This is a genomic window from Bacillus sp. LJBS06 (assembly GCF_016924995.1).
In the GTDB taxonomy this organism is placed as follows: Bacteria; Bacillota; Bacilli; order Bacillales; family Bacillaceae; genus Bacillus; species Bacillus stercoris.
In genome coordinates this window covers 2,200,706-2,218,666 of sequence record NZ_CP070483.1, presented here as the reverse complement: position 1 = coordinate 2,218,666, position 17,961 = coordinate 2,200,706, and the positions used below count along the sequence as shown (strand labels likewise).

At 43.1% G+C, this 17,961-nt stretch carries 25 protein-coding genes and 1 pseudogene; 17 read left to right on the top strand and 9 right to left on the bottom strand.

The window, feature by feature from the left end; translation table 11 throughout:
- The first annotated feature begins 8 nt into the window (after positions 1-8).
- From JQX68_RS11020 to JQX68_RS10995, 6 genes are all read left to right on the top strand, one after another.
- Positions 9-1,319, top strand: a complete 1,311-nt coding sequence (locus tag JQX68_RS11020) for a peptidase (protein ID WP_205440301.1) — start codon at positions 9-11, stop codon at positions 1,317-1,319.
- The gene (gene ablB, locus JQX68_RS11015) at positions 1,297-2,124 is read left to right on the top strand and encodes a putative beta-lysine N-acetyltransferase (RefSeq protein WP_205440300.1); all 828 of its coding nucleotides are present in this window, start codon (positions 1,297-1,299) and stop codon (positions 2,122-2,124) included. The genes JQX68_RS11020 and ablB overlap by 23 nt, the downstream gene beginning before the upstream one ends.
- A 28-nt stretch (positions 2,125-2,152) precedes the next feature.
- On the top strand, positions 2,153-3,568 hold the full coding sequence (gene kamA, locus JQX68_RS11010; RefSeq protein WP_040082863.1) for a lysine 2,3-aminomutase: 1,416 nt from the start codon (positions 2,153-2,155) through the stop codon (positions 3,566-3,568).
- Positions 3,565-3,843, top strand: a complete 279-nt coding sequence (locus JQX68_RS11005; protein ID WP_040082864.1) for a YokU family protein — start codon at positions 3,565-3,567, stop codon at positions 3,841-3,843. The genes kamA and JQX68_RS11005 overlap by 4 nt, the downstream gene beginning before the upstream one ends.
- A gap of 86 nt (positions 3,844-3,929) precedes the next feature.
- Positions 3,930-4,154, top strand: coding sequence for a YozE family protein (locus JQX68_RS11000; RefSeq protein ID WP_003241575.1), 225 nt, complete (start codon positions 3,930-3,932; stop codon positions 4,152-4,154).
- A gap of 150 nt (positions 4,155-4,304) precedes the next feature.
- Positions 4,305-4,985 (top strand): hypothetical protein, encoded by a 681-nt coding sequence (locus JQX68_RS10995; protein ID WP_014664302.1) that lies wholly within the window; start codon positions 4,305-4,307, stop codon positions 4,983-4,985.
- On the opposite strand, the gene JQX68_RS10990 is transcribed toward JQX68_RS10995, so the two are convergent.
- Entirely contained in the window at positions 4,982-5,125 is a 144-nt protein-coding gene (locus tag JQX68_RS10990) for a hypothetical protein (protein ID WP_040082865.1), read from the bottom strand. The genes JQX68_RS10995 and JQX68_RS10990 overlap by 4 nt on opposite strands.
- Before the next feature lie 118 nt (positions 5,126-5,243).
- Here JQX68_RS10990 and JQX68_RS10985 point away from each other — a divergent pair, with 118 nt between their 5' ends.
- From JQX68_RS10985 to yodL, 3 genes are all read left to right on the top strand, one after another.
- Positions 5,244-5,420, top strand: coding sequence for a YozD family protein (locus tag JQX68_RS10985; protein WP_003231166.1), 177 nt, complete (start codon positions 5,244-5,246; stop codon positions 5,418-5,420).
- A gap of 78 nt (positions 5,421-5,498) precedes the next feature.
- A complete protein-coding gene (gene pgpB / locus JQX68_RS10980) occupies positions 5,499-6,110 on the top strand; it encodes a phosphatidylglycerophosphatase PgpB (RefSeq protein WP_147772022.1) in 612 nt (203 codons plus the stop codon).
- A 60-nt stretch (positions 6,111-6,170) separates the two neighbouring features.
- Entirely contained in the window at positions 6,171-6,485 is a 315-nt protein-coding gene (gene yodL, locus JQX68_RS10975; protein WP_014664300.1) for a shape determination protein YodL, read from the top strand.
- A 38-nt stretch (positions 6,486-6,523) separates the two neighbouring features.
- Here yodL and JQX68_RS10970 read toward each other — a convergent pair whose 3' ends face one another.
- Positions 6,524-6,649 (bottom strand): hypothetical protein, encoded by a 126-nt coding sequence (locus tag JQX68_RS10970; RefSeq protein ID WP_003231174.1) that lies wholly within the window; start codon positions 6,647-6,649, stop codon positions 6,524-6,526.
- Between the two features lie 201 nt (positions 6,650-6,850).
- Between JQX68_RS10970 and deoD the strand changes: the two genes are divergently transcribed.
- Together deoD and ldcB are read left to right on the top strand one after the other, a co-directional pair.
- Complete coding sequence (gene deoD / locus JQX68_RS10965; RefSeq protein ID WP_003241589.1) at positions 6,851-7,552, top strand: purine-nucleoside phosphorylase; 702 nt, start codon at positions 6,851-6,853, stop codon at positions 7,550-7,552.
- A gap of 82 nt (positions 7,553-7,634) precedes the next feature.
- Positions 7,635-8,456, top strand: a complete 822-nt coding sequence (gene ldcB, locus JQX68_RS10960; protein ID WP_014664298.1) for an LD-carboxypeptidase LdcB — start codon at positions 7,635-7,637, stop codon at positions 8,454-8,456.
- Between the two features lie 80 nt (positions 8,457-8,536).
- Here ldcB and JQX68_RS10955 read toward each other — a convergent pair whose 3' ends face one another.
- Both JQX68_RS10955 and JQX68_RS10950 read right to left on the bottom strand, forming a co-directional pair.
- Positions 8,537-8,788, bottom strand: coding sequence for a hypothetical protein (locus tag JQX68_RS10955; protein WP_205440299.1), 252 nt, complete (start codon positions 8,786-8,788; stop codon positions 8,537-8,539).
- Positions 8,789-8,874: 86 nt separating this feature from the next.
- Positions 8,875-9,576 carry a class I SAM-dependent methyltransferase gene (locus JQX68_RS10950; protein ID WP_014664296.1) on the bottom strand — a complete coding sequence of 234 codons (702 nt, stop codon included), beginning with the start codon at positions 9,574-9,576 and terminating at the stop codon, positions 8,875-8,877.
- A gap of 152 nt (positions 9,577-9,728) precedes the next feature.
- Between JQX68_RS10950 and ctpA the strand changes: the two genes are divergently transcribed.
- The gene (gene ctpA, locus JQX68_RS10945) at positions 9,729-11,129 is read left to right on the top strand and encodes a carboxy-terminal processing protease CtpA (protein WP_069149737.1); all 1,401 of its coding nucleotides are present in this window, start codon (positions 9,729-9,731) and stop codon (positions 11,127-11,129) included.
- Between the two features lie 34 nt (positions 11,130-11,163).
- On the opposite strand, the gene JQX68_RS10940 is transcribed toward ctpA, so the two are convergent.
- Positions 11,164-12,654 (bottom strand): sodium:solute symporter family protein, encoded by a 1,491-nt coding sequence (locus JQX68_RS10940; protein ID WP_147772021.1) that lies wholly within the window; start codon positions 12,652-12,654, stop codon positions 11,164-11,166.
- Complete coding sequence (locus tag JQX68_RS10935; protein WP_014477095.1) at positions 12,654-12,854, bottom strand: DUF3311 domain-containing protein; 201 nt, start codon at positions 12,852-12,854, stop codon at positions 12,654-12,656. Before JQX68_RS10935 ends, JQX68_RS10940 begins: the two co-directional genes overlap by 1 nt.
- Positions 12,855-13,037: 183 nt before the next feature.
- Between JQX68_RS10935 and JQX68_RS10930 the strand changes: the two genes are divergently transcribed.
- Together JQX68_RS10930 and JQX68_RS10925 are read left to right on the top strand one after the other, a co-directional pair.
- On the top strand, positions 13,038-13,949 hold the full coding sequence (locus JQX68_RS10930; RefSeq protein ID WP_147772020.1) for a ring-cleaving dioxygenase: 912 nt from the start codon (positions 13,038-13,040) through the stop codon (positions 13,947-13,949).
- Positions 13,950-13,963: 14 nt separating this feature from the next.
- A complete protein-coding gene (locus JQX68_RS10925; RefSeq protein WP_071577941.1) occupies positions 13,964-14,566 on the top strand; it encodes an alpha/beta hydrolase in 603 nt (200 codons plus the stop codon).
- A gap of 43 nt (positions 14,567-14,609) precedes the next feature.
- Here JQX68_RS10925 and JQX68_RS10920 read toward each other — a convergent pair whose 3' ends face one another.
- On the bottom strand, positions 14,610-15,218 hold the full coding sequence (locus JQX68_RS10920; RefSeq protein ID WP_014664292.1) for a nitroreductase family protein: 609 nt from the start codon (positions 15,216-15,218) through the stop codon (positions 14,610-14,612).
- Positions 15,219-15,347: 129 nt separating this feature from the next.
- Here JQX68_RS10920 and yodB point away from each other — a divergent pair, with 129 nt between their 5' ends.
- The gene (gene yodB / locus JQX68_RS10915) at positions 15,348-15,686 is read left to right on the top strand and encodes a transcriptional regulator YodB (RefSeq protein ID WP_147772019.1); all 339 of its coding nucleotides are present in this window, start codon (positions 15,348-15,350) and stop codon (positions 15,684-15,686) included.
- Positions 15,687-16,052: 366 nt separating this feature from the next.
- Here yodB and JQX68_RS10910 read toward each other — a convergent pair whose 3' ends face one another.
- A complete protein-coding gene (locus JQX68_RS10910; RefSeq protein ID WP_147772018.1) occupies positions 16,053-16,442 on the bottom strand; it encodes a tautomerase family protein in 390 nt (129 codons plus the stop codon).
- A gap of 451 nt (positions 16,443-16,893) precedes the next feature.
- Between JQX68_RS10910 and JQX68_RS10905 the strand changes: the two are divergent.
- A pseudogene (locus JQX68_RS10905) lies at positions 16,894-17,073 on the top strand (GntT/GntP/DsdX family permease); the annotation flags it as partial.
- A gap of 86 nt (positions 17,074-17,159) precedes the next feature.
- Positions 17,160-17,396: a hypothetical protein gene (locus JQX68_RS10900; RefSeq protein ID WP_069149732.1), complete on the top strand. Its 237-nt coding sequence runs from the start codon at positions 17,160-17,162 to the stop codon at positions 17,394-17,396.
- Between the two features lie 31 nt (positions 17,397-17,427).
- On the opposite strand, the gene JQX68_RS10895 is transcribed toward JQX68_RS10900, so the two are convergent.
- Entirely contained in the window at positions 17,428-17,901 is a 474-nt protein-coding gene (locus tag JQX68_RS10895; protein WP_147772017.1) for a spore germination protein GerT, read from the bottom strand.
- Positions 17,902-17,961 lie beyond the last annotated feature (60 nt).

Below are 17,961 nucleotides of genomic sequence, written 5' to 3'. Positions count from 1 at the left end.
GAGGGGGAATGAGGATGCAAGACATTGAAAGAAAAGTTATCGGGTGGCTTGATCAGCATTCGGCCAAAGCCATTCGTCTTCTCAAAAGGCTGATTGGGGAAAAAAGCACTTTGGGGTCAGAGTTTAACGCCCAAGCTGTTGTGCTTGAAAAACTCCGGCAATTTCATATGGACATTGATGTATGGGAGCCAAGCCTAAAGCAATTAAAACAGCATCCCTACTTTAAATCAAATCGTTCTGATTTTCATGAGAGCCCGAACATCGTGGCGAAAAAAACAGGAGCAGGCGGAGGCAGGTCCCTGATTTTGAACGGCCATATCGATGTTGTGCCTGAAGGAAACGTAAAGGATTGGAAGTATGAACCGTATCAAGCTTTCGAAGAGAACGGTAAAATATACGGCCGTGGCTCAACGGATATGAAGGGAGGCAATACAGCCCTTCTTTTTGCTTTAGAAGCCTTGCACGCCTGCGATGTCAAATTGAAGGGAGATGTATTGTTTCAGAGTGTTGTAGATGAAGAGTGCGGCGGCGCCGGAACACTGTCTGCCATCATGAGAGGCTATCGTGCTGACGGGGCGCTGATACCTGAACCGACGAATATGAAACTATTTATAAAGCAGCAGGGCTCAATGTGGTTTCGAATCACAGTGAAGGGATTAGCGGCACATGGGGGCACACGCTACGAAGGGGTAAGCGCGATTGAAAAAAGCATGCATGTTATCACAGCGATACAAGAGCTGGAAAAGGTCCGCAATGCGAGAATCTCAGATCCGCTGTATGACAATATCCCAATACCGGTACCGGTGAATATCGGCACCATCTCAGGCGGTGCCTGGCCATCTTCGGTTGCAGACCGTGTCGTCATAGAAGGGAGATGCGGAATTGCCCCCCATGAGAAACCAGAAGCTGTCAAACTTGAATTGGAAAACTGGCTGAAGGATTTAGAATACCGTGACGAATGGTTTAAACGCCATCCCGTAGAAGTAGAATGGTTTGGCGCTCAGTGGCTGCCGAATGATTTACCAGATGACCACCCTTTAATTTCTGTGCTGCAATCAGCCTATCAAAAAATGAAACAGACAGAGCCGATTCTCGAAGCTTCCCCGTGGGGAACGGATGGAGGGCTTTTATATCATGCAGGAGATACGCCAGTGATCGTCTTCGGGCCAGGGGAAACAAAAGCGGCCCATCAGGCCAATGAATACATTGAGCTTGAAGCCATGATAGAATCTGCTAAAATTATTGCACTTTTTGTCATGGATTGGTGCGGGCTTCATACAGACGGGGAGGATGCGGATGCTCAAGTCGATAAAGAGTAGCGGTGTCACAGCAGTTTTGGACCATGACAGCTTTAATAAACGAATCAGAGTGGTCTGTTATGACGGAGCCATTGAGAAGGCCCTGCCAGATATCGTGGCAGCGGCGAAAGAAGAGAATGCGGAAAAAATCATCGTCTATACGAAGCAGCATGATGAACCAATGCTTGTCAAACAATTATTTGCGCCGGAGGGTTATCTAAAGGGCTATTATCTCGGCCATTCGGCTTGTGTCATGGTTCGTTACCTTTCAGAAAACCGGAGACAAACAGATTCATATACTGAGGAACAGGAGATCATCGAATCCTTATATCGCACAGTGCCCTGTCTCCGCAACGACAACATACCCGTATTTACGATGAGAAAAGCAGAAACAAACGACATGTATCAGCTGTCAATGCTGTATAAAAAAGTATTCCGTACGTATCCGACCCCCGTATTTGACCCCGCTTATATTGAAAAGACGATGAAGGCAAATACGGTGTATTATATCATGCTTGATCATGACCGCTTGATCAGCGCAGCAAGCGCAGAAATCAATCCAGAGCTGGGGCATGCAGAAATAACCGATTGTGCTGTGCTGCCGGAATACCGCGGCCATTCGCTGACAAGCTTTTTAATCAAGGCGTTAGAAAAAGAAATGGCTGGAAGGGATATCTTCCATGTGTTTTCTCTCGCCCGTGCTTCGTCTTTTGGGATGAATGCTGTGTTGTACCATTCAGGTTATCAGTATGGCGGAAGGCTGATCAATAATTGCTTTATAGCCGAAGGTCTTGAAAACATGAATATTTGGTGCAAACAACTGTAAGTCAAAACATGCGCGAGGAGGAGTTCGTTTGGAAAACAAATGGTATAAACCGAAACGGCATTGGAAGGAGATCGAGTTATGGAAGGACGTTCCGGAAGAGAAATGGAACGATTGGCTTTGGCAGCTGACACATACTGTTAGAACGTTAGATGATTTAAAGAAGGTCATCAATCTGACCAAGGAAGAAGAGGAAGGTGTCAGAATTTCTACAAAAACGATCCCCTTAAATATTACGCCTTACTATGCTTCTTTAATGGACCCCGACAATCCGAGATGCCCGATCCGCATGCAGTCTGTGCCGCTTTCTGAAGAAATGCACAAAACAAAATACGATCTGGAAGACCCGCTACATGAGGATGAAGATTCACCGGTACCGGGTCTGACACACCGCTATCCCGACCGTGTGCTGTTTCTTGTCACGAATCAATGTTCCATGTACTGCCGCTACTGCACAAGAAGGCGTTTTTCCGGACAAATCGGAATGGGAGTCCCTAAAAAACAGCTGGATGCTGCAATTGCTTATATCAGGGAAACACCTGAAATCCGTGATTGTTTAATTTCAGGCGGTGACGGGCTGCTTATTAATGATCAAATTTTAGAATACATTTTAAAAGAGCTGCGGAGCATTCCGCATTTGGAAGTCATCAGAATCGGAACAAGGGCGCCCGTCGTCTTTCCGCAGCGCATTACCGAACAATTGTGCGAGATATTGAAAAAATATCATCCGGTCTGGCTGAACACCCATTTCAACACAAGCATCGAAATGACAGAGGAATCCGTTGAAGCCTGTGAAAAGCTTGTGAACGCAGGTGTGCCGGTCGGAAATCAGGCTGTCGTATTAGCGGGTATTAATGATTCGGTTCCAATTATGAAAAAGCTTATGCACGATTTGGTAAAAATCAGAGTCCGTCCGTATTATATCTACCAATGTGATCTGTCAGAGGGTATCGGGCATTTCAGGGCGCCTGTTTCCAAAGGTTTGGAGATCATTGAAGGGCTGAGAGGGCATACCTCAGGCTATGCGGTTCCTACCTTTGTCGTTGACGCACCAGGCGGCGGAGGTAAAATCGCCCTGCAGCCAAACTATGTCCTGTCACAAAGTCCAGACAAAGTCATCTTAAGAAATTTTGAAGGTGTGATTACGTCATATCCGGAACCGGAGAATTATATCCCCAACCAGGCAGACGCTTATTTTGAGTCCGTTTTCCCTGAAACCGCTGACAAAAAGGATCCGGTCGGGCTGAGTGCTATTTTTGCTGACAAAGAAGTTTCATTTACACCTGAAAATGTAGACAGAATCAAAAGGAGAGAGGCATACATCGCAAATCCGGAGCATGAAACATTAAAAGACCGCCGTGAGAAAAGGGATCAGCTTAAAGAAAAGAAATTTTTGGCGCAGCAGAAAAAACAGGAAGAGATTGAAAGCGGAGGAGATTCTTCATGAAAACATGCGAATGGTGCGGCGAACTTGAAGCGGTGCCCGGAAGGAACACGGTGTACTGGGAGCTCCCTGATGGAACGAGGGCTATAGAATTGACAGACACCCCCGCCATGGTATGTGCTGCCTGCGGTATGAGCTATCAAGAGGAAAATACGGTTAAGGAGATTGAGGATCAGCTGCTTTTGATTCAAACAAAAAAACTGCCTGAAAGCCTAACGTATCAGCAGCTCATGGAGACAGAAAGGATTTTGAAACGCAACTATTTTGACTTCTCCTGAGTCATGTTTCAGTATTCTTTTGTTGTAATTTTACACTTGAACTGTATAATAGAACAACAAAAGACAGACACCAGGAGGGGAAACCCATGAAATCCTTTTATCACTATTTATTAAAATACAGACACCCGAAGCCGAAGGACAGCATCAGTGAATTTGCCAATCAGGCGTATGAGGATCACAGCTTTCCGAAAACATCAACCGATTATCATGAAATCAGTTCGTATTTGGAGCTGAATGCTGATTATCTTCACACGATGGCAACGTTTGATGAAGCTTGGGATCAATACGAGGCTGAAGTGCACGGCAGATAATAGCTGTTTCATCCGCAGATCACTGCGGATTTTTTTATGTCCATATTCATACCATAATTGGATATTTCCTTTGGTTTTCATGCCCATGCGAATTGGCTTCCCCCGGCATACGATAGCGTATGAGAAATGTTGCGGCGAGGGGGAGACACCATGAAGCAAAATAAACCGAAATTCCAAGTAGGGGATATCGTAGTCGTCATTATGTATGGAACAGTTGGCACCATCACAAAAGTGCATCAAATTGATAAACACTATCTTTATGAAGTCAATCATAACGAAGTTTTATACTTTGAATCGTCCATTCAGCTTTATAAAGATTATGAGGGTGTCATTGTCGACATGGAAAAGCTTGATATTGAATATGAATTCCTTATTGGGGACGTTGTTTATGTAAAAGATTATGGAAAAGAACTCTTTCGCATTATCGGCCACAGAACAGAAATTTGGAGATATTTAGAAGATGGCTGGGAGGATATCATTTATGAGCTCACCCGTTTAAAGGATGGAGAGTGGCTTGAAACGGAGGAAGAGGATCTCACGCTGGTGCTTAGAAAATATGAAATGGACCAGTTTGTACACCAGCTGTTGTTTGTCCACTATGTCGGAGAAACTGGCCATGAGATCGGCGAAGATATCGCATCGTCTGCTCTTCTTCAGTTTGAAGGCGATGATGAAGATCAAGATACCCTTCACATCCTTGCTGTATCAATTGTTGATGAGCTTCTGGATATTTATAATGATTACAAAATTCTGTACGAAATGTTTCATGATGAAGAGTATAAAGATATGATGAAGTTTGTTCTGGAAAGTTTAAAAGAGCATTTCAGTTAGTTTGTGAACATACGGATCAAGATATATAAAAAATAAGGCAGACAGCCCCAAATCATGACACGCGTCATCCCTTTGAGCGTTTTTTCCATTATGATATCAAATCTTTCTCCGTCCAGTGCTTCCATCATTTTAGCGATCATAGCGTCAGCCTCCCATGGCTCGTTTTTTATTCAATATATGACTGAAAGAATTGTTTAGAACACCGGGTATAATTCAGCCTGTTTTTTCATAAAACATAAAAAAGGAGGCGGTACGGAGATGAAAGAGATAGATCTTGTGATTGATACGGAAGAAATCGCTGAATTTTTTTACAGAGAGCTTGCAAGACGGGGCTACATACCGAGTGAGGATGAGCTGTTTGAAATCGCTGATATTACCTTTGATTATTTGATAGAAAAATGTATGATAGATGAAGAGCTGGATGAAGATGAGTGAGGCTTAAAACCGGAGCGGTCAGCTCCGGTTTTATTATTCATGTTCTATGACTTCTGTGAAATTGAGGTGGTTACATTGTTGTACAAGCCCGTTAGTTTGTTTCTTTTCTTCCTCATTCTAGCTGCGGCCATTCATACAAATGCTGTTCAGTCTGCAGATGAAGCCATAAGCAAAGCGGCTGTTTTGATCCGCCAGCCATGGCTTAATGATGTCATGACAGGAATCACGCATCTTGGTGCTTCTTCTTTTCTGCTTCCTCTAATTGTGATCATCGGAGCGGGCCTGTTTTTCTACAGAAAAACATGGGATGGCCTGTTGATGCTCTTGGTATTCGGCGCAGATCGGCTGTTAAACAAAGTCCTAAAAGAATGGATCGAAAGAGTGAGGCCTGATTTTGCACCGCTGGTTCATGAATCATCCTACAGTTTTCCGAGCGGCCACTCTATGAATGCTGCTTGTGTCTATCCTGTCATTGCTTATTTTTTAGTGAAACACCTCCCGTTTTTGTCCAAGCATAAAAAAATGGTATATACCATTGCCGGCGTAATCACTGTTTTGGTCGGCTTAAGCAGAGTCTATCTGGGGGTTCATTTTTTGACAGACGTGTTAGGAGGCTTCAGTTTCGGCTTGCTTCTGTTTTTCCTGGTAAAAGATTTTGACGAAAAGATTAAGCGGTTTCGACAAAAATAGAGAGAGGAAAACACAGCAAAAAAGCCAATATGTTAAAGAAATAAAAGGGAGGGGATCTTGATGATGTTATCCGTGTTTAAAAAGAAGTCTTGTTCCTATGACGTGACAATATTTCAAACACCCCGGTTTGGCGAAAAAAAGGGCTACAAAGCCGTCTATCGAACTGAACTGAACGGGAGCGATCATCAAGATGTACTGAAAAGAGCGTTCTCTTTGTTTAATGTATTCGACACTGTTCCGAGTGATTATGATGCGAGATTTATGGCTACAGGGGACGTGATCCTGATTGATGAAGGCAGAAAAGGGAAAACATATTATCAACTGCTTCCCGCCGGCTGGAGGAAAATCAACCGTCTGATTGTACAAACAACATAACGAAAAGAAAACTGCGGAAATCCGCAGTTTTCTGCAATTTAAGGCTTGCGTTTGGCAGCGGAATATTCTTTCCCGTGTGCTTCTTCAGCTGCAATGATATCTTTTTCAGGTATATGATTGTTCTTTTTTTGGCCGGTGATCCGGTTACGATGTTTTTTACCCATGTCCCACCCCTCCTTCCTGCGGTTAGGTTTTCAAATTAACACCCCGATTATCCGCTTTTCTCAGAAAGCGCCTAACAGATCCCCGAACATTTCTTTTTTCTGCATATTCCTTTATAATCAATGCTGAAGTTTGTTTCATCATGACATTCGTTGTAAAATGGACGGGCTGGATGATAATTTAGATTTACAGGAGGATATGAGATGAGCGTACATATAGGTGCTGAAAAGGGACAAATTGCGGATACTGTGCTTTTGCCGGGTGATCCTCTCAGAGCAAAATTCATTGCAGAAACGTATCTTGAAAATGTAGAATGCTACAATGAAGTCAGAGGCATGTATGGGTTTACCGGTACATATAAAGGCAAAAAAATCTCAGTGCAAGGCACGGGAATGGGCGTTCCGTCTATTTCAATTTATGTGAATGAATTAATTCAAAGCTACGATGTGCAGAATCTAATAAGAGTAGGTTCTTGCGGCGCTATCCGTAAAGATGTCAAAGTGCGAGATGTCATTTTAGCGATGACCTCCTCAACTGATTCACAAATGAACAGAGTCGCTTTCGGAAGCATTGATTTTGCGCCTTGTGCAGATTTCGAGCTTTTAAAAAATGCCTATGATGCCGCAAAGGATAAAGGCGTGCCGGTGACTGTAGGAAGCGTATTTACTGCTGACCAGTTCTACAATGACGATTCACAAATTGAAAAGCTTGCAAAATACGGTGTGCTGGGTGTTGAAATGGAAACCACTGCATTGTATACATTAGCAGCGAAGCACGGAAGAAAAGCGCTGTCAATTCTCACCGTGAGTGATCACGTATTAACAGGAGAAGAAACGACAGCGGAAGAGCGTCAAACCACATTTCATGATATGATAGAAGTGGCTTTACATTCCGTATCACAATAAAATAAATCAAGAGGCGTGCTGGGTGCCGGCAGCCTCTTCTTTATGAATGCGGAAACGATTGATAAAAGGAAGGTAATGTAATATGAAAAAGTCCGGTAAATGGTTCTCACTGGCTGCCGCTCTGAGTGTAACGGCAATAGTCGGAGCCGGCTGCAGCATGTCAAATGGAGATGCTCAAAAGGATACGAAAACCACAGCAGAAACAAAGCAAGCAGAACAAAAAACAGCTGACAGCAAAAAAACAAACACCCAGGACAGTGAGTTTTCATTGGAAAGCAAGTATTTCAATGATATTAAAAAAGTGGACGGTCTGGAAACCATTCAAAATCCAGAAAATATACTCGCGCTTGTCAATAAACAATACGCGCTGCCCGGAAACTATGAACCTAGCGATCTTGTCATACCTGATGTGGAGTTTTCTTTTGAAGAAAAGATTCAAAAACGTTATATCAGAAAGGAAGCGGCAGATGCGTTAAAAACGATGTTCGATGCTGCGAAAAAGGAAGGCTATGAACTGGCGGCTGTCTCAGGATACCGTGCGTATGACAGACAGAAAGTCATTTTCGACAATGAAGTAAGCCTTAAAGGAGAAAAGAAGGCAAGAGAAGCGGTTGCTTATCCAGGTGAAAGTGAGCACCAAACAGGCCTTGCGATGGACATTTCCAGCCGAAGCAATGGCTTTGAGCTAAATGAAGCCTTCGGTAGCACGGCCGATGGGAAATGGGTGCAGGACAATGCTTATAAATATGGCTTTGTCATTCGCTATCCGAAAAATAAAGAAGATATTACGAAATATGAATATGAGCCATGGCACCTGCGCTATGTAGGCAAAAAGGCCGCGAAAGTCATGCATGATAATGATTTAACGCTGGAAGAGTACTTTGAAAAAGTGAAAAAAATCTAAAAGAGATAGCCCGCTTACCATTGATAAGCGGGCTTACTTGTATTCGGTAATCTAGCATTGATCTGACTATGATTCTCTATTTACCAGAAGAATAAACCAGCCAGAGCCACTCCTGCAATTAAACCGAGGGAAATCCCGTAAGCTGCTCCGTATCCCCAATAACCGCCCAAATATCCGTAACCGAAACCTCTTGGCCCTGCGCCGACCGGAGCAATAAAAACTCTGTCTCTTGTTACACGGGTAATTCTGCCGACGTGAACTCTTCCGCCTCTCTCTGTAATTCTGACGACTTTACCTTGATGGTTACGGCAAAGATGGTAATATCTCTCCAATATTGTTCCCTCCTATACTGACTTTCTATCAGCATATGATAGATAGGAAAAAAAGGTTGGACGAAAATAGGGGGCGATACGCCGTTTTACTTATACGCGATAAAAATACAATGACCCATATACTCACTATATATTTGCATGAGCTGATAGTGTGTTTGAAGCGTATCGTAATAGATGGGGGCGATCGTTTGCGATAAATCCATTTCTGTGGTTGGTTCAAATTCCATGTCTTCTGGAAGCAGTGTCATCGCTTCCGTTTTTTGAAAGCCATAAGATCTTAAGAGTTTATGCCATTCGCTTTCTTCATGCAAGCAAGTAAATCCGTAAAAATCCATCATTTGATTCTTTTCTGCAGGGGGCATCGGTTTTTTTAAAGCTGCTTCAATACCAATCAGCATCCCGCCAGGTTTTAAAACTCTTGAAATTTCTTGAAGAGAGGAAGTCAGGCGTGAAAAACTGAGGACCGACTCTGACAGGACGCAGGAAAAGGACTCAGAAGAAAACGGGAGATGTTCCAGCTCTGCCTGATATGCAGGGATGGCAAGCCCTTCATTTGCAAATCTTTTTTTCGCTTTTTCAAGCATGATAGGATCTTTATCAACGACTGTCACAGGATACAGCAAATGTCCTAAATAAGCCGCTGTTTGCCCTGTTCCGCATCCAGCATCAAGTATCGGCTGGTCCGGGGAGGGCGCAGCCTTTTGCAAGACTGCTTTTGAAAAAGCCAGCCCGCCTGGGTGCGCTCCTGCGACACCGAATAAGGACAGCATTTCTAAATATCGGCTCAATATCGAATCCTCCTTTTTCTTTATCATATGTCGTATAAAGACATAGGTTTATGAAAAGCAAAAGAAGGGCGTTTCTCTCTCATTTCTGCTCCGAGTTGACGAATAAGAATTCGTCCATGATAATAATGTAAGAAGAAAAAGGTGGTGTTTAATTGAAACGGCAATTAAAACTGTTTTTTATTGTGCTGATCACTGCGGTTGTCGCTTCAGCGCTTACTTTATTTATTACGGGCAATTCCAGTATCCTGGGCCAAAAATCAGCAAGCACAGGAGACAGCAAGTTCGACAAATTAAATAAAGCGTATGAGCAAATCAAGAGTGATTATTACCAAAAAACAGATGATGACAAATTAGTAGACGGAGCAATTAAAGGAATGATTCAATCTCTGGATGATCCGTATTCCACATATATGGATCAAGAGCAAGCGAAATCATTCGACGAAACGATTTCTGCATCTTTTGAAGGAATCGGTGCCCAAGTGGAGGAGAAAGACGGAGAAATCCTTATTGTATCACCAATTAAAGGTTCACCTGCTGAAAAAGCCGGTATTAAACCAAGGGACCAAATCCTAAAAGTGAATGGAAAAAGCGTTAAAGGCATGAATGTAAATGAGGCCGTTGCTTTAATCCGAGGCAAAAAGGGCACAAAGGTGAAGCTTGAGCTGAACAGAGCGGGAGTGGGTCATATCGATCTTTCCATTAAACGCGATACCATTCCTGTAGAGACTGTCTATTCAGAGATGAAAGACAACAACATCGGAGAAATTCAAATCACTTCTTTCTCTGAAACAACAGCTAAAGAGCTGACAAATGCGATTGACAGTTTAGAGAAAAAAGGCGCCAAAGGCTATATTTTAGACTTGAGAGGCAACCCGGGCGGCTTAATGGAACAAGCGATTACGATGAGCAACCTGTTCATTGATAAAGGGAAAAACATCATGCAGGTTGAATACAAAAACGGTTCAAAAGAAGTCATGAAGGCTGAAAAAGAACGTAAAGTGACCAAACCGACCGTCGTTTTGGTAAATGACGGTACAGCAAGCGCCGCCGAAATTATGTCCGCTGCCCTTCATGAATCGTCAAACATACCGTTAATCGGTGAAACGACATTCGGCAAAGGCACAGTGCAAACGGCAAAAGAATATGATGATGGCTCTACCGTCAAACTGACAGTCGCCAAATGGCTGACTGCTGACGGTGAATGGATTCACAAAAAAGGCATCAAACCTCAAGTGAAAGCAGAGCTGCCTGATTACGCGAAGCTGCCGTATTTGGACGCAGATAAAACGTACAAATCAGGTGATTCAGGCACAAACGTTAAAGTGGCCCAGAAAATGCTCAAAGCACTTGGTTACAAGGTAAAGGTTACCGGTACGTATGACCAGGATTTTGTATCTGTCGTCAAACAGTTCCAGAAAAAAGAGAAACTGAAAGAAACAGGCGTATTGACTGGCGATACAACAACGAAATTAATGACAGAACTTCAAAAGAAGCTGTCAAATAATGATACGCAAATGGAAAAGGCAATTGAAACACTAAAAAAAGAAATGTAAAAAAACCATACGCGGCTGCCGCGTATGGTTTTTTTTATGCACCTTTTTGATTCGGGTTAGCGTCTTGTTTTTTGCCAAATAAACCTTCAATGACAGGATTGGATCCCGCTTTTTTAACGAACAGCGGATTCAGGACAACCACAGCGATCATGTTAGCGGCCAGTCCCCAGAATCCTTCATAAATGCCATGTGCGGACTGAGTGGTGTACACAATAAACGTTACCGCAAGACCGGCTAATAATCCGATAATCGTCGCTTCTTTCGTTTGGTTTTTCCAGAACAGGCTGACAGCAATCGCAGGGAAAATTTGCACCATACCGGATACGCCTAATAGCTGAAGTGTCACTAAAGCAGTCGGAAACAGCATTCCAAACAGAAGCGCAAGGCCGATGACAACAAACACCATTGAACGTGTGACGAGGGTCAGCTTGCTTTGAGACACAGTCGGATGAATCAAGTCGCGGTACAAGTTATTGGCGAACAAATTTGATGCCCCGATTGCCATGATGGAACAAGGGATCAATGAAGCAAGAGCAATCGTGGCATATGCAAAACCTTGTGCCACGCCGCCGTAAGATGTTTGAATCAAATGCAGCAGCGCCAGTCTTGGATTTGTATCTTCCGGCAGAACAAGAAAGGCGATAAAGCCAAGAAAAATGACCAAAATTAACACAATATTGTATAGCGGCAAAAACATGCTGTTTTTTCTTACTGCATCGGCGCTTTTCGCTGTAAAAACGCCTGTAGCGGCGTGTGCCCACATAAAAAGTGCCAAGGCGGAAACAATAGATGCTGTGATAAACCAAGGAATGCCTTTTGGCCCTTCTGCCGGTATCGTCAGCATTTGCGGCGCTTCCTTCACTAACGTGTCAATCATTGGCGTCCAGCCGTTAAAATGAATGAGAGGGAGGGACACCACCATAAACAGCATAATGACCCATACTAAAATGTCTTTAATGATAGCTGTAAATGTAGGCCCTTTAATCCCGCTGAAGAATGTATAAAGAGCAACGAGAATAAATGAAATGATTACAACGAATTTCACATTAATATATCCGGTGCCGGCAACCTGAAGCGTGTCTTGAATGCCGCTCAGCTGAAGGCATATGTACGGAATAAGCATGAGTACCCCGACGATGGCAACAAGGCTTGCCAAAAGCTTACTGTTAAAACGTTCCCGAGCGTAATCCGCGAGTGTTGTTAATTTATGAATTTTTGCAACTTTCCAAAGTTTAGGTAGGAAGAAGTAGGCAATAAAGTAGGCCAACACAGAGTAGGGAATGGCGAAAAATGCAACGCTTCCCCCTGTAAAAGCCGTACTGGTTAACCCCAAGAACGTATAGGCCGTATAGAGGTCAGCGCCTACTAAAAACCAGACGAGAAGACCGCCGAAGCGCCTGCCGCCGACAGACCATTCTTCCACAGAAGTGCGTGAGGATTTGTCTCTTCCAGCAAGAAACCCGATACAGACAACGGTTAAGACGATAATAGCTGTAATAAGAAGTGCAGTCAGATTCCCTTGCATTATTCAAGTCCTCCATCTTTTTTTTGCATCTGATAAATGCCAAACGAGCATAACGGCGTAATGATAATCCACAACAGCAGCCAAAAGTGGAAAAACGGCAGGCCGAACATAATCGGTTCTATTCGATTCACAAGCGGCAAAAGCGCGAGCTGAACGAATGGCAAAAGAATAAGAATAACAATAAGTGCTTTTTTAACCATTTACTTTCCTCCTGAAACATGATAATGCTCACTATAATAGCAGTTGTAAGATAAGATCACAAGATAATTATTAGAAAAAAATGATTTTTTCAATTATTTAATCAAAACACATGGTTTGCATCCTTTTCAATAAAGGTTTAAAATGATAAATATCTTGAAATCGAGATAAATAGGAGTGAGTAAATGAAAACTGAAGGATTGCACCATGTCACAGCATTTGCGAGAGATCCGCAGGAAAACTTGCGATTTTATACAGAAGTGCTTGGGCTCAGGCTTGTTAAAAAAACAGTAAACTTTGATGATCCCGGAACGTATCATTTTTACTTTGGGAATCAAAATGGAGATCCCGGCACAATAATGACCTTTTTCCCGTTCCAAGGAAGCGGACAGGGAACGGTCGGCAAAGGCCAAGCGGGCCGGGTGTACTTTTCAGTTCCTGCAGGCTCCCTGTCTTTTTGGAAGGAGCGTCTTGAGAAAAACGGGCTGAACCTAGAGGAAAAGACGTTATTCGGTGAAAAGAGCCTTATTTTTGATGATACAGAAGACCTTCCGCTGGCGATCATGGAGGATGCGAAAAGCAGCAAAAGCGAGTGGACGCCTGATGGGATCACAACAAATGAAGCAATTACGGGAATGAAAGGCGTGCTGCTGTATTCCTACGACCCGCAGGCAACCATACAATTGTTAACGGAAAGCTTTGGATATATCAAAGTGGCCGAAGAAGATCAGATTGTCAGGCTGACATCCTCAGCAGCTGTCGGCGGCGTCATTGACGTTCATTTACATCCTGAAAAAAGAGGGGTGGGAGGTTATGGGACGGTACACCATGTAGCGTTTCGGACAAAGAAAGAGGAACAGGCGAAATGGCTGCCGATTATTGCTGAACACCATCTGCCTGCGTCAGAAATCCTTGACAGGGAATACTTTACATCCGTTTATTTCAGAGAGAAAGGCGGTATCTTATTTGAAATCGCCACAGATGAACCGGGTTTTATGACAGATGAATCATTTGATAAGCTGGGGACTTCCTTAAAACTGCCTGATTGGCTGGAGAAACATAGACAACAAATTACAGACATTTTGCCTGAACTTTAAAGGGGGAATTTATGATGAAGCATATTTATGAAAAAGGGACATCTGAAAACGTACTTTTGCTGTTGCATGGCACGGGCGGAAATGAACACGATCTGCTTTCATTGGGCCGGTTTATAGACCCTCATGCCCATTTGCTTGGTGTCAGAGGATCAGTGCTTGAAAATGGAATGCCGCGATTTTTCAAACGTCTGAGTGAAGGGGTTTTTGATGAAAAGGATCTTGTGGTGCGGACAAGAGAATTGAAAGATTTTATCGACGAGGCTGCAGAAACGCATCAATTTGATCGCAGCCGAGTGATTGCAGTCGGTTATTCAAACGGCGCAAATATTGCGGCAAGCCTGCTTTTTCATTATAAAGATGTGTTAAAAGGGGCTATTCTGCATCATCCAATGGTCCCGATTCGCGGTATCGAGCTGCCTGATATGGCGGGGCTTCCCGTTTTTATCGGTGCCGGGAAATACGACCCTCTCTGCACGAAGGAAGAATCAGAAGAGCTTTACCGCTATTTACGTGACAGCGGAGCATCAGCCTCCGTTTTCTGGCAGGACGGGGGCCATCAACTGACTCAGCATGAAGCTGAACAGGCCCGTGAATGGTACAAAGAAGCGATTGTATAAAAAAAACCTTAGTCCGTATGTCGGACTAAGGTTTTTCATATCCTTACAGCCAAGTTGACACTTTTGAAAGCGGCAGGCGGTTGCTTTGATGGGCAGGTTTTACTGCTTTGCCGATTGAAATAAGCATAACAGGAACATAGCGTTCACTGATATCAAACTGCTTTTGGAACTGCTCTTTGTTAAATCCGCCGATTGCGCAAGTATCATAGCCTTTTGCTTTTGCGGCAATCATAAGTTGCATAGCAGCTAAAGAAGCATTTAAGAAAGCGGAATCACGTGCGAATTGCTCGCTTTGGTAGGCACCGTTGATTTGGCCGAGCAAAGTCTGTTTGATTTCATCTGTAATATAGCCTTGGCTTGCTAATTCAGCGTAAACTTCTTCACCGTTTTCATTTGCCTTTAAATCGCCTAAAATGGCAACAACAGCAGAAGACTCAACGATTTGTTTTTGATTATACGCTACAGGAAGAAGTGCCGCTTTTGATTCATCGCTGTGGAATACTGTAAAATGCCAATGCTGAAGGTTCCAAGCTGAAGGCGCTTTAGCGGCAAGATCCAATAGCTCAGTAAGCTCTTCCTTAGAGATCGGGGCATTTGTATCATATTCCTTTACAGATGCTCGTGCTTTTAAAACATCCAGAGTATTCGTCATAGTGTTTCCTCCTTCGGATAAACGTGGTATGATAATAGAAAAGTTAGAAGCTTACTAAATGTAACTTGAAAGATTATTGTAATGGATCATTGAATACATGTCAATCAATAGATGAAGGGATGAGGACTTGTGGGAAATACAATGTGCCCTAAAATGGAAACCGCTTTCTCATTGCTGGGAAAACGATGGAACGGTCTGATCATCCATGTGCTTATGGATGGGCCGAAACGGTTTAAAGAGATAACGGAAACAATACCGATGATCAGCCAAAAAATGTTGGCGGAGCGCCTGAAAGAGCTTGAACAAAACGAGATTGTCGAACGGCAGGTTCTCCCTGAAACGCCGGTCAAGGTCATCTACACGCTGACTGAAAAAGGGACAGCGCTTCAAGCTGTATTCCAAGAGATGCAGGTATGGGCAGATCAATTTTGCGAGCCTGGTGACACAGTGTGCGAAGAAGAGAAATAAGGAAATTAGCGTCTGGAAAAAGAGCTTTTGTTTCAATGATGAGTCATGTAAGTGTCGGTTCACACCCGTTTACATGACTTTTTATATTTGTCAGAATGGCATTTCGGGATTTGCAAACGTGTCATGTAGAAGGAAGTATGCTTAAAATAAGAAATAACCCATAAGTTACAGCGTGCAGCCTGTTGTGGTTTACCCTGTTATGCAAATTACAATGCGGAATGCTAACCGCCAGCAGTTTCCAATTGGCATAGAGACTGGATTTCAAAAAAGATCCAGGCACCTCGTTTTGCAGGATGATTTCATTCTGGTTCCGTAAGAAGAGAGAGCTCTTTTGAGCTCTCTCTTTTTTTATGAAGAAGCGAAATCTTATAGTTTTCCATTCAAAAATTGAGCCTCACCGAGACCGAAACTCCAGTCTGCGTCACCATTCTCAGTAATAGATACCATGAGGTCTTCAGGGGAGATTCCGCATTTTTCTTCTAGCTTTTCAGCAAGCAGGGCATACAATTTTTCCTTTTGGCTCTTTGTTCTTGTTTTGCTTGTCATACTGATAATGACCAGATCCTTGCTTCTTTGCAATCCTAATCCTGTATCCTGGATCATAAGCTCGTTTGCAGGATGCTGGTGGACTATTTGATAACGGTCTCTTTCGGGAACACCAAATGCTTCAACCATTGCTTGGTGAGCAGTATCTAATAACAATTGCAGCGATTTTTCGTCACGTCCTTCAATTACATCAAAACGCAATAATGGCATGTGAACGCCTCCTCTTGTGAAGTTGTTATCCGTCTGTTTTCATATGGGTTCAGTTGCTTTCAGACAATGGATAGAATTATTGATTGGCAATCAACTTTAAAAAAACATAACACATAACCAACAGTTAATCAACATATAACTAATAAATCGTTGTGACAGACGATAGGTAATCGAAAAAACTCATAAAACAATTGAAAGTTATTGATTAGGAGATGAGTATAAAAACATTAGTTAATCAAAATATAACAATCATATAACCAAGACGTTTTTTAGATATTAATGAAAACGATTTCTTTTTATCAAGGCATGAAAAGCGCTGAAACATCGCGAGATTCATATCAAACACTTTTGGAGGGTACCATGCCGATTCTAATTGTAGCTGCCGGTGATTTACAAATTCAGGAATAAAAGTATGCAGACGGCGGTTGTGATTGCCTCTTTTATCATTGGCATTGCCCTAACCGGAGCGGGCAGTGTCATTGCGTGTCATGTAAATGATGCAGGATTTTGGATGGTAAAGGAATTTTTCGGTTTGAGCCTGAAAGAAACATTTCAAACCTGGACGCTGCTTACAACAGTTCTTTCCGTTACAGGGCTCGGCTGTGTGTTATTGGCAGGGCTTGTTGTGTAACAATCTATAGATTCAGTCTATAGCCCAATCGTTTTTCTTCTTTATTGAATACCTTACGTATAGGCAGACATAAAGGAGGAAAAATCTTGTACCCTCATCATTCGTATTATCGCGGGAATCTCGGTCCAGCCGGATACCCGGCGCGTAGTCCTTTTTTGTTTGGCGCTCCTTTAGTCGGCGGTTTATTAGGCGGTTTTCTTGGGAGTGCCCTGTTTAACTATTCTCGTCCCTATGCTTATCCGCCTGGCCCTTATGGATACGGAGGCGGACCGTACGGTTTTGGTGCCGGCGTGCCATATGGGGGATATCCCGGCTTCTATTAATAAAAACGGCCTGCATTTTGCAGGCCGTTTTTTATCGGATGATTTCTACCTCAGACATATTGTAGTCTTGCTGCTTCTGAAACATGACTTCCAGAAGGCCATCCTTATAGACGGCTTTTGTTCCTTTGCGTTTGACTAAACAAGGAAGGTTTACTTTTTTCGGATGATCTGACCTTGGGAAGTTTTCCAACCATAATTCGTGAGATGTGTGTTTAATTCTCACTTGTTCCAGCTGTTCTTCGCCGATTGGAACCTTTACAAACACATGGTCTGCTGTTTCGAATATATCAATATCAGGTTTGACATCAGATTTTGCATCAGGTTTGGCGGGCTGTTCTTTTTGGGGGAGAGGATCGCGGAAAGGAAATTGAGCCGCATAATCACTGCCGAACACACTTTCCATCACACGATTGACATACGTTTCAACTTCTTTCGGATCAGCTTTTTTTAATGCTTCTTTAGAAAATTGATTGTGGAAAGGAAAGTACTTGTTCCACTCAAACATTGTCTTCACATCCTTTCTTCACGGACAAAATAGTATATGCCCGCCAGATCTTTCACGTGA